This window comes from Candidatus Mycolicibacterium alkanivorans (assembly GCF_022760805.1).
GTDB classification, from domain to species: Bacteria; Actinomycetota; Actinomycetes; order Mycobacteriales; family Mycobacteriaceae; genus Mycobacterium; species Mycobacterium alkanivorans.
The window spans coordinates 101579-115186 of record NZ_JAIVFL010000001.1 but is presented as its reverse complement, the minus strand read 5'-3'; the positions used below and the strand labels follow the sequence as shown (position 1 = coordinate 115186).

Sequence of the window (13608 nt, the reverse complement as noted above, 5' to 3'; positions counted from 1 at the left end):
TCCTGTATTCCTGGACGCAACCTCGCTGACAGGCGCCGCTGACACGCTCGGGGCGTGCGCGTTGCGATTGTCGCCGAATCATTCCTGCCCAACGTCAACGGAGTCACCAACTCGGTGCTTCGGGTGCTTGAGCACCTGCGTCGCACCGGTCACGAAGCACTCGTCATCGCCCCGGACAACCTGCGCGGTGAAGAGCCCGCCGACCGAGTGTACGACGGTATCCGCGTCCACCGGGTTCCGGCCAGGATGTTCCCGATGGTGACGTCGTTGCCGCTCGGTGTGCCGCGGCCGCGGATGGTGGGTGTGCTGCGCGGGTTCGATCCGCACGTCGTGCACCTGGCCTCGCCCGCGCTGCTGGGCTACGGCGGGCTGCGCGCCGCGCGCTATCTTGGGGTGCCGACGGTCGCGGTTTTCCAGACCGATGTGGCCGGGTTCACCGAGAGTTACGGCGTCGGGGTCGCGTCCGGAGCGGCGTGGGCGTGGACGCGTCATCTGCATTCGCGGGCCGACCGCACGCTGGCGCCGTCCACCGCGGCGATGGAAGACCTTGCCGCACATCATATTCCGCGTGTCCACCACTGGGGTCGAGGGGTCGACGTCACGGGGTTCGCTCCGTCGAACCGTGACGGCGAGTTGCGCCGGAGGTGGTCACCGGACGGCAAGCCGATCGTGGGGTTCGTGGGGCGGTTGGCACCGGAGAAGCACGTCGAGCGGCTGGCGGTGCTGGCGGGCCGCGACGATCTGCAGCTGGTGATCGTCGGCGACGGTGGGGACCGTGCCAAGCTGCAGGCGCTGTTGCCGCGGGCGGTGTTCACCGGCGCGCTTTACGGCGAGCAGCTGGCGGCGGCCTACGCCAGCATGGACGTGTTCGTGCATCCCGGCGAGCACGAGACGTTCTGCCAGGCCGTGCAAGAGGCGATGGCCTCCGGTCTGCCGGTCGTGGCCCCGGATGCCGGTGGGCCGCGCGACCTCGTGGCGCCCTACCGCACGGGATTGCTGCTGGCGGTGCCGGAGTTCGAGAAGCGGTTGGTTCAGTCCGTCGAGCACCTGCTCGACGAGCGGGGCCGCTACTCGCTGGCGGCCCGGCGCAGCGTGCTGGCCCGGACCTGGCCGGCGATCTGCGATCAGCTGCTCGGCCATTACGAGGCAGTGCAGGCCGGGGGCCGGCGCCGTTGGCGGACCCGCGCGGCCTGACCGTCACCGGCCCTCCGCCGGCCGCCGAAGCGCTATCGGCGAGTCGTCCAACGGCTTTTGCCGGAGAACTGAATTCTTTCTGAGAAGGCTTTCCTTTCAGGATGATTGAGGGCACACTGAAGCGGTCGGGGAAAGTACGCGGGAGCCAACCGCGCGATATTCACATCCCACTCCAGGACGAGGGAGAACGTCTGATGAGTGATTCGACGTTTCGCCAGGAACTGCAATCATTTGCCGTCGAGCTGCGAAAGTTGGCTTACACGATGCCCGCTGGGCATGAGGATCGGTTGATCCACCTCAGTGAACGCATGGCCGGGCGTGCGCGTCAATTAGTTCAGGTCGACGCGAAGGCCATGTAACGCGTCGGCGGGCTGCCCATTCCCGCTCGGGTAGCGTCGGGTCCGTGAGCCGCGCGACGCTGGACAAGGACCCCCGTGACGTGGCGTCGATGTTCGACGCCGTGGCGCGCCGCTACGACATCACCAACACTGTGCTCTCGCTGGGGCAGGACCGCGCTTGGCGGCGGGCCACCCGCGCGGCGCTGAACATCGGGCCCGGTGACACCGTGCTCGACCTGGCCGCCGGGACGGCGGTATCGACGGTCGAGCTGGCCAAGTCCGGGGCGTGGTGTGTGGCCGCGGACTTCTCGGTGGGCATGCTGCACGCCGGGCTCACGCGGCCGGTGCCCAAGGTCGCCGCCGACGCCACCAAGCTGCCGTTCGCCGACGAGGTCTTCGACGCGGTGATGATCAGCTTCGGTCTGCGCAATGTCGTCGACCACTCCGCGGGTCTGCACGAGATGGCGCGGGTCACCAAGCCGGGCGGGCGGCTGGTGGTGTGCGAGTTCTCCACGCCCGTGGTGCCGGTGTTCTCCGTCGTCTACAAGGAGTACCTGATGCGGGCGCTGCCGCGGGTGGCGCAGGCGGTGTCGAGCAACCCGGAGGCCTACGTCTATCTCGCGGAGTCCATCCGCGCGTGGCCCGAGCAGGCCGATCTGGCCCGCCGCATCGAGGCAGCCGGCTGGTCGGACGTGCGCTGGCGCAACCTCACCGGCGGCATCGTCGCCCTGCACGCCGCCACCAAGTCGTGATTTCGGCGCGCTAATCAACGCCTAGCGACGAAAAGCGCGCCGAAATCGCTAGAACCAACCGGTCGGGGCGTGGCCGGACAACGCCCGGGTCAACTGCTGCGCGGCGGTGCGGACACTTCGCACCAGGGCCGGCACCGGCGTGGTGGAACGGTGCTGGCGGCGGGTCACGCTGAAGGCCGCGCACGGCCTGCCCGCGTGGTCGAAGGCGCATGCCGCCACCGATTGCAGCCCGTCGGTGATCAGGCCGACTTCCTCCGCCCAGCCCTGGGCGCGTTCGTCCCGGAGCAGGCGGCGCAGTTCGGTGAGCGAGCCGGGCCCGCGACCCGTCCTGCTGATGAACGACGCCGGCGACGGAAACAGCGCCCTGATCTGAGCAGCCGACAAGTGCGCCAGGATCGAGCGGCCGTTCGCGGTCAGGTGGGCGGGCAGCCGCACGCCGACGTCGGTCACCAGCGTGACCGGAACCCGGACGACCTGGGGCTGCTCCTTGAGCAGGTACACGCTCTCGGCGCCGTACAGAATCCCCAGATGCGCGGTCTCGTTCGCGGATGCGACCAGCTTCGTGAGGATGGGTCTGGCGATGTGCTCGAGCGGCTCGTGGCGCAGGTAGGCCGAACCGACCTCGAAGGCCGACACCCCCAACGCGTACGCGCGTTGGTCGGGCAGATGCACGACGAACCCGCGCTCGACCAGGACGTTGAGCAGGTGATACGCCGACGACCGGGGCACCCCGAGATCGCGGATCAGTGCGGAGCCGTGCACCGGCCCTGGCCGTGACGCCAGGTACAGCAGAACGTCGAGGGCTCGCCCGACCGCAGGTGATGTGCTGGACATGCCGACTCCAAGTCTCGGATACCAGACAGTAGTCGCCGATTCCGGCTACCACAAGCGGTGCCGGTGGGGTCTTCTTGAACCGATACCGCTCGTCGCAGGAAAAGGGAACCCATGACCACCTCCACCGCCCGTACCGTCAGGGCGCCGCGCGGCACCGAACTGTCCTGCAAGGGCTGGCCGCAGGAGGCCGCGCTGCGGATGCTGATGAACAACCTCGATCCCGAGGTGGCCGAACATCCCCAGGACCTGGTGGTCTACGGCGGCACCGGTCGCGCCGCCCGCAGCTGGGAGGCGTTCGATGCCATCGTGGCGACGCTGCGCACGCTCGAGGACGACGAGACCTTACTGGTGCAGTCCGGCAAGCCGGTCGGGGTGTTCCGCACCCACGTCTGGGCACCGCGGGTGTTGATCGCGAACTCCAATCTTGTTGGGGACTGGGCGAATTGGGAGCAGTTCCGCAAGCTCGAAGCCGCCGGGCTGACGATGTACGGCCAGATGACGGCCGGCTCGTGGATCTACATCGGCACCCAGGGCATCCTGCAGGGCACCTATGAGACCTTCGGCGCGATCGCCAAGAAGTTCGCGGCCTCTGGCCGCTATGAGCACAGTAACGGCACGCTGGCAGGCACCATCACGCTGACCGCCGGGCTCGGCGGCATGGGCGGTGCACAGCCGCTGGCCGTCACCATGAACGACGGTGTCGCTATCTGTGTGGATTGCGACGTCACCCGCATCGACCGCCGCATCGACCACCAGTACCTCGACGTCAAGGCCACCGACATCGACGATGCACTGCGGCTGGCGGTGGAGGCCCGCGACGCCAGGCGTCCGCTGTCGATCGGTCTGCTCGGCAACGCCGCCGAGGTGGTTCCCGAACTGCTGGCCCGCAACGCCCCGATCGACATCGTCACCGACCAGACCTCCGCGCACGATCCGTTGTCCTACCTGCCGATCGGCATCGAGTTCGAGGACATGAAGTCGATGGCCGAGAAGGACCCGGTCTACTTCACCGAACAGGCCCAGGCGTCGATGGCCCGCCACGTCGAGGCGATGGTCGGCTTCATGGACAACGGCGCCGAGGTGTTCGACTACGGCAACTCCATCCGCGACGAGGCCCGTAAGGCGGGCTATGACCGCGCCTTCGACTTCCCGGGATTCGTCCCGGCCTACATCCGCCCGCAGTTCGAAGAGGGGCTGGGCCCGTTCCGCTGGGCGGCGCTGTCCGGTGACCCCAAGGACATCGAGGCCACCGACCGGGCGATCGTTGAGCTGTTCCCCGACAACGAGCACCTCAAGCGCTGGATCACGATGGCCGGTAAAAAGGTTGCCTACCAAGGACTTCCGGCCCGGATCTGCTGGCTGGGCTACGGCGAGCGCGACAAGGCCGGACTGAAGTTCAACGAGATGGTGGCCTCCGGCGAACTGTCCGCACCGATCGTCATCGGCCGCGATCACCTCGACTCCGGCTCGGTGGCCTCGCCCTACCGCGAGACCGAGGCGATGCTCGACGGGTCCGACGCCATTGCCGACTGGCCGCTGCTGAACGCTCTGGTGAACACTTCCTCGGGCGCGACCTGGGTGTCGATCCACCACGGTGGCGGTGTCGGCATGGGCCGATCCATCCACGCCGGGCAGGTCAGCGTCGCCGATGGCACCGCGCTGGCGGCGGAGAAGCTGGCCCGCGTGCTGACCAACGACCCCGGCATGGGCGTGATCCGCCACGTCGACGCCGGCTACGAGCACGCCGCCGCGGTCGCTGCCGAGCGTGGCGTGCGAATCCCGATGCAGGAGAACCGATGACCGAATTCGACACCCTGTGGCCGGCGATCCTCGACGTCGGACGCGACGCGGGTAGCGGCGGATACCGCCGCTACGCCTGGTCGGATGCGGACCTGATGCTGCGGGAGTGGTTCACCGGCTGCGCCGCCGAGCGCGGCATGGACGTCGAGGAGGACCGTAACGGCAACCTCTGGGCGTGGTGGATGCCGCCCGGCTGGGACGGCGACCCGTCGGATGCCTTCGTCACCGGCTCGCATCTGGACTCGGTGCCCGACGGCGGCGCGTTCGACGGGCCGCTCGGTGTGGTGTCCGCGTTCGCGGCGGTCGACATCGTCCGGGCCCGTGGGGTGGTCCCGGCGGTTCCGGTCGCCGTGGTCGCGTTCTCCGACGAGGAAGGCGCCCGGTTCGGCGTGGCCTGCGTGGGGTCGCAGCTGTCCAGCGGCGCGTTGAGCGCCGACCGCGCCCGCGGGCTGCGTGACATCGACGGCATCACCCTCGCCGAGGCGATGACCAAGGCGGGTCGCTGTCCGGATCGGCTCGGCCACGATCCGCAATTGGCTGACCGCGTGGGCGTTTTCGTCGAGCTGCACGTCGAGCAGGGCCGGGCGCTGGATCTCCTCGACCGGCCGATCGCGGTCGCCTCGGCGATCTGGCCGCACGGGCGATGGGAGTTCGTCTTCCGCGGCCAGGCCAACCACGCGGGCACCACCCGACTTGCTGACCGGCGCGACCCGATGCTGGCCTACGCCTCCTCGGTGCTGTCGGCCCGGTCGTGTGCGGCCGCCCACGATGCGGTCGCCACGTTCGGCAAGGTACTCGTTACGCCCAACGGCGCCAACGCGATTCCGTCGGCGATCAGGGCCTGGCTCGACGCCCGTGCCGCCGACGAGACGACGCTGACGGCGCTGGTGGACCGGATCAGCGCCGAGGCCGGCGGTCACGCCGTGGCCGACGGCATCGACCTCGAAGTGAGCGCCGAGTCGATCACTCCCGTCGTGCACTTCCCGGCGGCTCCGCGGGAACGGCTGCAGCGGGCACTGGCGCATCTTGGCGACATCCCGGTGCTGCCGACGCAGGCCGGGCACGACGCCGGCATTCTTTCGGCGCTGGTTCCCACGGCAATGCTGTTCGTGCGCAACCCCACCGGTGTGTCGCACTCGCCGACGGAGTTCGCTGAGAGCGTCGACTGTAACCGCGGTGCGCAGGCGCTGGCCGACGTGATGGCCGACTGGGTGGCATCGCGATGACGTCCAGCTGGTGGTGTGAACACGCCTGGCTCGGCGACAGCGTCGCGGATCGGGTGCTGATCTCCGTCGCCCGCGCCCACATCACCGCGATCGAGACCGGCGCCGACCCGCTGCCGTCGTCGCATCGGCTCGGCGGGCTGGTGCTGCCCGGCCTGGCCAACGCCCACTCGCACGCCTTTCACCGGGCGCTCCGCGCGCGCACCCAACGCGACCGCGGATCGTTCTGGACCTGGCGGGATCTGATGTATCGGGCCGCGGATCGGCTGAACCCGGACCGCTACCGTCGGCTGGCCCGGGCGGTGTACGCGGAGATGGCGCTGGCCGGGATCACTGCGGTCGGCGAATTCCACTACCTGCACCACGACGCCGGCGGCGCGCGGTACTCCGAGCCGAATGCCATGGGCCACAGTCTGATTGACGCCGCCGGTGAGGCCGGCATCCGGATGACGCTGCTCGACACCTGCTATCTGAGTGCCGCGCCCGACGGCACACCCCTGGCCGACGGCCCCCAGCAGCGGTTCGGCGACGGCACCGGTGAGCGGTGGGCGCAACGCGTCGAGGAGCTGCACGCGCAACTGAGCGGCCGCCCCGGGGTGTTGATCGGCGCCGCCCTGCACTCGGTCCGTGGCGTCCCGCTCGAGCAGATACCCCCAGTCGTGGACTGGTCTGCCGCACAGGGCGTTCCGCTGCATGTGCACTCCTCGGAGCAGCCCGCCGAGGTCGAGCAGTGCCTGGCGGCGTACGGCCGAACTCCCACCGCCGTGCTGCGCGACGTCGGCGCACTCGGCCCGCGGACCACCGCAGTGCACAGCACCCATCTGACCCCCGCCGACATCGCCGACCTCGCCGACACGTCGACCGGGGTGTGCTTCTGCCCGACCACCGAACGTGACCTCGGCGACGGGATCGGCCCGGCCGCAGCGCTGCTGGCCGGCAGCGGCCTGTTCAGCCTCGGCTCCGACAGCCATGCGGTGATCGATCCGTTCGAGGAAGCCCGCGCGGTCGAACTCGACGAACGGCTGGCCAGCGGGCGGCGCGGCACGATCTCCGCCGACCGACTGCTGCAGGCGGCAACCAGAGACGGCCAGCACGCGCTCGGCTGGTCCGACGCCGGTGCGCTCAGCGTCGGCTCACGCGCCGATTTCGTTGCGGTGGAGCTCAACTCGGTGCGGACCGCCGGCGCGGGAGCTACGGTGGAGAACGTCGTCTTCGCCGCGAGCGCGGGCGACGTCACCGATGTGGTGGTCGACGGGCGGGCCGTCGTCGCCAACCGCAGGCACCTCGTCGTCGAGGACGTCGTGGCCGAATTGGCCTCCGCCATCGGTGAACTGATGGACACCGAAAGCGCGAGTGCGCTGCGATGACCACCCTGTACACCAACATCGGCGAGCTGGTCACCAACGACCCCACCCAGGGTGATGGCAGCCCGCTGGGCATCATCGCCGACGCGGCACTGGTCGTCGACGGCGACCGGATCGCCTGGGTGGGTACCCGCGTCGACGCCCCGGCAGCCGACAGCCGGGTCAGCTGCGTGGGCACCAGCGTCATCCCCGGATTCGTCGACAGCCACGCCCATCTGGTGTTCGCCGGCGAACGCTCCGCGGAGTTCGCCGCGCGGATGAGCGGCGAACCCTATGGCACAGGCGGCATTTCGTCGACGGTGGCGGCGACCAGGGCGGCCGATGACGCCGCGCTGCGGGCCGGCGTGGAACGGTTGGCGGGAGAACTGCTGCGCGCCGGCGTGACCACGTTCGAGACCAAGAGCGGCTACGGCCTAACCGTCGTCGACGAGGCCCGCTGCCTGCAGATCGCCGCCACGGTCACCGACGAGACCACGTTCCTCGGCGCGCACGTGGTGCCCGCGGAGTTCCGCGACGACCGCGACGGCTACATCGAGCTTGTGGTTGGGGACATGCTCGACGCGTGCGCGCCCGCGGCCAGCTGGGTGGACGTGTTCTGCGATCGCGGTGCCTTCGACGTCGACGAGGCCCGCCACATCCTCACCGCCGGGATGGCGGCCGGTCTGGTGCCGCGACTGCACGCCGGTCAGCTCGGCCCCAGCGGCGGTATCCAACTCGGCGTCGACCTCGGGGCGGCGTCGGTCGACCACTGCACCTACGCCACCGGCGCCGATGTCGAGGCGCTCGCCGGTTCACCGACGGTTGCCACCTTGCTGCCCGGGGCGGAGTTCTCCACCCGCGCGCAGTGGCCGGACGCGAAGCGATTTCTCGACGCCGGGGTCACCGTCGCGCTGGCTACCGACTGCAACCCGGGCAGCTCGTTCACCACCAGCATGTCGTTCTGTATCGCGGTCGCGGTGCGGGACATGAATTTCACACCCGCCCAGGCGTTGTGGTCGGCGACGGCCGGCGGAGCGGCCGCACTGCGACGCGCCGACGTCGGGGTGCTCGCCGAGGGCCGGCGCGCCGACTTCGTGCGACTCGACGCGCCGTCGTACCTCCATCTGGCCTACCGTCCCGGGGTGCCGCTGGTGCGCGACGTCGTCAAGGGTGGGCAGCAAGAGTTGTCTCGACGAGTGGAGTCATAACCGTGGGTACCGAAACGGTCAGTGTGGGCATCGGCCCAGTCAGCATCGACGACGTCCTGCGGGTCGCCCGCGACGGCGCCGCGGTGAAGGTGTCCGACGAATCGCTTGCAATGATCGCCAAGAGCCGAATCCGCATCGAGGAATTGGCCGCGCAGACCAGACCGGTATACGGCGTCTCGACCGGCTTCGGGGCGCTTGCCACCCGCCACATTCCGCTCGAGATGCGAACCCAGTTGCAGCGCAGCATTATTCGCTCGCATGCCGCGGGGTCGGGTCCCGAGGTCGAACGAGAGGTCGTCAGGGCGACGATGCTGCTGCGGCTGTCCACGCTCGCGACCGGCCGCACCGGGGTGCGCCCGGAGGTCGCTCAGGCCTACGCGGGCATGCTGTCGGCCGGCCTGACCCCCGTCGTCCACGAGTACGGCAGCCTCGGCTGTTCCGGGGACCTGGCGCCGCTGGCGCACATTGCGCTGGCCGTGATCGGCGAAGGCCCGGTGCGCACCGCCGACGGCGAGCTGCTGCCGTCCGCGGATGCGCTGGCCCGGCACGGACTCACGCCGGTGGTGCTCGCCGAGAAGGAGGGCCTGGCACTGATCAACGGCACGGACGGGATGCTCGGCATGCTGATCCTGGCGCTGCGCGACCTGGAGGCACTGCTCAAGCTCGCCGACATCGCCGCCGCGATGAGTGTCGAGGGGCTGCTCGGCAGCGACCGGGTGTTCGCCGCGGATCTGCAGGCGTTGCGCCCGCATCCCGGACAGGCCGCGGCCGCGGCGAACATGGTCCGCCTGCTGGCCGGCTCGCCGATCGTCGCCAGTCACAGCGGCCCGGACTGCGAACTGGTCCAGGACGCGTACTCACTGCGGTGCGCACCGCAGGTTGCCGGCGCGGCGCGGGACACCGTCGAGCATGCCCGCACGGTCGCGGCCCGCGAGCTGGCCAGCGCAGTCGATAACCCGGTGATCACCGACGACGGACGGGTGGAGTCCAACGGCAACTTCCACGGAGCACCGGTCGCCTACGTCCTCGACTTCCTCGCGATCGCCGTCGCCGATGTTGCAAGCATCAGCGAGCGACGCACCGACCGGTTCCTCGATGTGGCCCGCAGCCGCGGCCTGAACCCGTTCCTGGCCGATGACCCGGGCGTGGACAGCGGCCACATGATCGCCCAGTACACCCAGGCCGCGATCGTGTCCGAGCTCAAGCGCCTTGCCAACCCGGCCAGCGTCGACTCCATCCCGTCCTCGGCGATGCAGGAAGACCACGTCTCGATGGGCTGGTCGGCGGCCCGCAAGTTGCGCAAGGCCATCGACGGCCTGACGCGGGTGCTGGCCATCGAGGTGTTGACCGCCGCACGTGGGCTGGACATGCGCGCCCCGCTGACGCCTGCGCCAGCCACCGCCGCCGTCATCGCCGCGATCCGGGCACACGTCGATGGACCGGGCACCGACCGCTACCTGGCACCGGAGATCGAGGCCGTCGTGCAGGCCGCCGCTTCAGGAACGCTGGTTGCGGCGGCGGAGTCCGTCACCGGCCCGCTTTCTTAGCGATTTCGGCGCGCTAATCGTCGCCTAGCGACGAAATGCGCGCCGAAATCGCAACTAGCGGGCGGCAAGCCGCACTGCTGCGCTCGCGCTTGGCTCCGCTCAACTGAAAGGCTTGCGGCGGTCCAGGATTCGCGATCCGTAGCCCGCCGAGCGCCACACCCGCGCCACCGCATCGGCGTCGTCGTCGGTCACCAGGTTGCCCATCACCCGCACCGCCAGCCCCATCAATCGCGAGGACCGCATCGCCACCGGGCCGGTCAGCGGCAGGAACCGCGGCAGCGTCAGCAGCAAACCCAGCCGGCGCGCGACGGAGAACCCGCGCCCGTAGTGCGCCTGCAGCAGCGCGGGCCAGGCGGACGCAACATCGGAAGCCCCGAGCATCTCGGCGGCCAGCCGGCCGGTCTCCAGCCCGTAGTCGATGCCCTCGCCGTTGAGCGGGTTGACGCACGCCGCGGCGTCACCGATGAGCAGCCAGTTCGGCCCGGCCACCCCGGAGACGGCACCGCCCATCGGCAGCAGCGCCGAGGACACCGCCCTCGGCGCGCCCTCGAATCCCCACGATTCCCGCTTGAGATCGGTGTAGTGCCTGATCAGCGGCCGCAGCGCCACATCAGCGGGCCGCTTCGCGGTGGCCAGCGCGCCCACGCCGATGTTCACCTCGCCATTGCCCAATGGGAAGATCCAGCCGTAGCCGGGCAGCACCTGCCCGTTAACTGAGCGCAGTTCCAAATCCGAGGAGATCCACGGCTCCGAGGCGCGCGGCGAGGCCAGATAGCCGCGCGCGGCCACCCCGTACACCGTCTCCTGATGCCACCGCCGGCCCAGGGTGCGGCCGAACGGGGAGCGCGCCCCGTCGGCGACGATCACCCACCGGCAGCCCACATGAGAGCCGTCCGCCAGCACCACCGCGGACACCAGGCCGGTCGAATCACGCTCGACGTCAACGGCTTTCACGCCCAGCAGCATCGCCGCACCGCAGTCCTCGGCGACCTTGCGGATCCGGTCGTCGAGTTCCATCCGCGGCACCGCAGACCCGTACGACGGGAACGACGGCCCCGGCCACGGCACTTCCACCGACGAGCCGAAGCCCCAGAGCCGCAGCCCGTGGTGGCGGATCCGCTCGTCGAGCCAGTCGCTCAGTCCCAGCCGGAGCAGTTCGAGCACCGCGCGCGGGGTCAGCCCGTCGCCGCAGGCCTTGTCGCGGGGGAACTCCGCGGAGTCGATGACCAGCACGTCGCGCCCGGCCCGGGCGGCCCAGGCCGCGGCGGCGGACCCGGACGGCCCGGCACCGACGACGACGACCTCGACCCCCGGTCGCTCCGCTCCTGCCCGCCGGACCTCAGCTGACTGCAACTCCACGCTTCCCAGTATGTTGGCAGTGTGAGGACACCGGCGACCGTGGTAGCGGGGGTGGACTTCGGCGACCCGGCGTTCGCCCAGAGGGTGCGCGACGCGGTGGGCCGCGTCGAAGAGCTCATGGGCACCGAACTGCGCGGTGGTGACGAGCTCATGACCGAGGCAGTGCTCCATCTGTTCGAGGCCGGCGGTAAGCGGTTCCGCCCGCTGTTCACCGTGCTCGCGGCGCAGATCGGCCCCGAGCCGGACGCCTGGCAGGTGACGGTGGCCGGCGCGGTCATCGAGATGGTGCACCTTGCCACGCTGTATCACGACGACGTCATGGACGAGGCGCAGATCCGCCGCGGGGCGCCGTCCGCCAACGCCCGCTGGGGCAACAACATCGCGATCCTGGCCGGAGACTACCTGTTCGCGACGGCCTCGCGGCTGGTAAGCGAGCTGGGCCCGGACGCGGTGCGGATCATCGCCGAGACGTTCGCGCAGCTGGTCACCGGCCAGATGCGCGAGACCAAGGGCGCGACCACCAACATCGACCCGGTCGAGCACTACCTGAAGGTGGTCTACGAGAAGACGGCCTGCCTGATCGCGGCCTCCGGCCGCTTCGGCGGCACGTTCTCCGGGGCCACCGAAGACCAGGTCGAGCGGCTGGCCCGCCTTGGCGGGATCGTCGGCACCGCGTTCCAGATCTCCGACGACATCATCGACATCGACTCCGACCCCGACGAGTCGGGCAAGCTGCCCGGCACCGACCTGCGCGAGGGCGTGCATACCCTGCCGGTGCTGTACGCGCTGAACGGGACCGGCCCGGACGCCGAGCGGCTGCGCGAGCTGCTCAGGGGGCCGATCGAGGACGATGATCTGCTTGCCGAGGCGCTGGGTCTGCTGCGCGCCGGTGACGGCATCGCCAAGGCGAAGGCCACCGTGGAGCGGTACGCCGCACAGGCCGGCGAGGAGCTGGCCGCACTGCCCGATGCGCCCGGTCGTCGCGCTCTGGCCTCGCTGGTCGACTACACGATCAACCGGCACGGCTGACGGCGATCCCGGAACCTCACGGTCGGTTCCGGGCGTTACTCTCCCGGAGAGTGCGTTCGTAGGAGGAACCTGATGACCTGGCATCCGACCGCCAACCGGCTCAAGACGTTCGTTCTGCTCGTTGGGATGTCGGCGTTCATCGTCTTCCTGGGCTCGTTGTTCGGCCGCAACATCATGTTCCTGGCGCTGATCTTCGCCATCGGCATGAACGTCTACGTCTACTTCAACTCCGACAAGCTCGCGCTGCGCGCCATGCACGCCCAGCCCATCACCGAGGTGCAGGCCCCGCGGATCTACGCGATCGTGCGTGAGCTGGCCACCACCGCACACCAGCCGATGCCGCGGCTGTACATCAGCGACACCGCCCACCCCAACGCCTTCGCCACCGGCCGCAACCCGCGCAACGCCGCGGTGTGCGTCACCACCGGCATTCTGAACCTCCTCAGCGAGCGCGAACTGCGCGCGGTCCTGGGGCACGAACTCTCACACGTCTACAACCGCGACATCCTGATCTCGTGCGTGGCCGGCGCGCTGGCATCGGTGGTCACTGCGCTGGCCAACATGGCGATGTTCGCCGGGGTGTTCGGCGGTAACCGCGAGGGGGGCACCAATCCTCTTGCGCTGCTGCTGATTTCACTGCTGGGCCCGATCGCGGCGACGTTGATCCGGCTGGCGGTGTCGCGATCGCGGGAGTACCAGGCCGACGAGTCCGGCGCCGAGCTGTCCGGTGATCCGCTGGCGCTGGCGTCGGCGTTGCGCGAGATCAGCGGCGGTGTGGAGGCCGCGCCATTGCCGCCCAACCCGCAGCTGGCCGACCAGGCGCACCTGATGATCGCCAGCCCGTTCCGTTCCGGTGAGCGCATCGGCAAGCTGTTCTCCACCCACCCGCCGATTGCGGACCGGATCGCGCGGCTGCAGAAGTTGGCCGGGCACTGAGCCGGCGGGACAGGAGCGCCCAGTCAGGACCGCGAATGAATAGGG

At 69.9% G+C, this 13608-nt stretch carries 12 protein-coding genes; 10 read left to right on the top strand and 2 right to left on the bottom strand.

Annotation, left to right across the window (positions count from 1 at the left end):
- The first annotated feature begins 54 nt into the window (after positions 1-54).
- The 3 genes from K9U37_RS00625 to K9U37_RS00615 all read left to right on the top strand — a co-directional run bounded on the left by K9U37_RS00625 (position 55) and on the right by K9U37_RS00615 (position 2284).
- Positions 55-1194, top strand: coding sequence for a glycosyltransferase family 4 protein (locus K9U37_RS00625; RefSeq protein ID WP_243070063.1), 1140 nt, complete (start codon positions 55-57; stop codon positions 1192-1194).
- Between the two features lie 194 nt (positions 1195-1388).
- Complete coding sequence (locus K9U37_RS00620; protein WP_243070062.1) at positions 1389-1553, top strand: hypothetical protein; 165 nt, start codon at positions 1389-1391, stop codon at positions 1551-1553.
- Positions 1554-1597: 44 nt separating this feature from the next.
- On the top strand, positions 1598-2284 hold the full coding sequence (locus tag K9U37_RS00615) for a demethylmenaquinone methyltransferase (protein ID WP_243070061.1): 687 nt from the start codon (positions 1598-1600) through the stop codon (positions 2282-2284).
- Between the two features lie 48 nt (positions 2285-2332).
- Here K9U37_RS00615 and K9U37_RS00610 read toward each other — a convergent pair whose 3' ends face one another.
- Positions 2333-3118, bottom strand: coding sequence for an IclR family transcriptional regulator (locus tag K9U37_RS00610; protein WP_243070060.1), 786 nt, complete (start codon positions 3116-3118; stop codon positions 2333-2335).
- Positions 3119-3229: 111 nt separating this feature from the next.
- On the opposite strand from K9U37_RS00610, the gene hutU reads away from it, so the two are divergent.
- Genes hutU through hutH form a run of 5 tightly spaced genes read left to right on the top strand, consistent with a single transcriptional unit; the run spans position 3230 to position 10239 of the window.
- Positions 3230-4918 (top strand): urocanate hydratase, encoded by a 1689-nt coding sequence (gene hutU / locus K9U37_RS00605; protein ID WP_243070059.1) that lies wholly within the window; start codon positions 3230-3232, stop codon positions 4916-4918.
- Positions 4915-6144 carry an allantoate amidohydrolase gene (locus K9U37_RS00600; protein WP_243070058.1) on the top strand — a complete coding sequence of 410 codons (1230 nt, stop codon included), beginning with the start codon at positions 4915-4917 and terminating at the stop codon, positions 6142-6144. Before hutU ends, K9U37_RS00600 begins: the two co-directional genes overlap by 4 nt.
- Complete coding sequence (locus K9U37_RS00595; RefSeq protein WP_243070057.1) at positions 6141-7508, top strand: formimidoylglutamate deiminase; 1368 nt, start codon at positions 6141-6143, stop codon at positions 7506-7508. The genes K9U37_RS00600 and K9U37_RS00595 overlap by 4 nt, the downstream gene beginning before the upstream one ends.
- Entirely contained in the window at positions 7505-8692 is a 1188-nt protein-coding gene (gene hutI, locus K9U37_RS00590) for an imidazolonepropionase (RefSeq protein ID WP_243070056.1), read from the top strand. The genes K9U37_RS00595 and hutI overlap by 4 nt, the downstream gene beginning before the upstream one ends.
- A 2-nt stretch (positions 8693-8694) precedes the next feature.
- On the top strand, positions 8695-10239 hold the full coding sequence (gene hutH, locus K9U37_RS00585) for a histidine ammonia-lyase (RefSeq protein WP_243070055.1): 1545 nt from the start codon (positions 8695-8697) through the stop codon (positions 10237-10239).
- 99 nt (positions 10240-10338) lie between these two features.
- On the opposite strand, the gene menJ is transcribed toward hutH, so the two are convergent.
- Positions 10339-11598: a menaquinone reductase MenJ gene (gene menJ, locus K9U37_RS00580; RefSeq protein WP_504871045.1), complete on the bottom strand. Its 1260-nt coding sequence runs from the start codon at positions 11596-11598 to the stop codon at positions 10339-10341.
- Between the two features lie 21 nt (positions 11599-11619).
- On the opposite strand from menJ, the gene grcC1 reads away from it, so the two are divergent.
- A complete protein-coding gene (grcC1, locus tag K9U37_RS00575) occupies positions 11620-12627 on the top strand; it encodes a nonaprenyl/(2E,6E)-farnesyl/geranylgeranyl diphosphat synthase (protein ID WP_243070054.1) in 1008 nt (335 codons plus the stop codon).
- A 72-nt stretch (positions 12628-12699) separates the two neighbouring features.
- The gene (gene htpX, locus K9U37_RS00570; RefSeq protein WP_243070053.1) at positions 12700-13563 is read left to right on the top strand and encodes a zinc metalloprotease HtpX; all 864 of its coding nucleotides are present in this window, start codon (positions 12700-12702) and stop codon (positions 13561-13563) included.
- Positions 13564-13608: the final 45 nt, after the last annotated feature.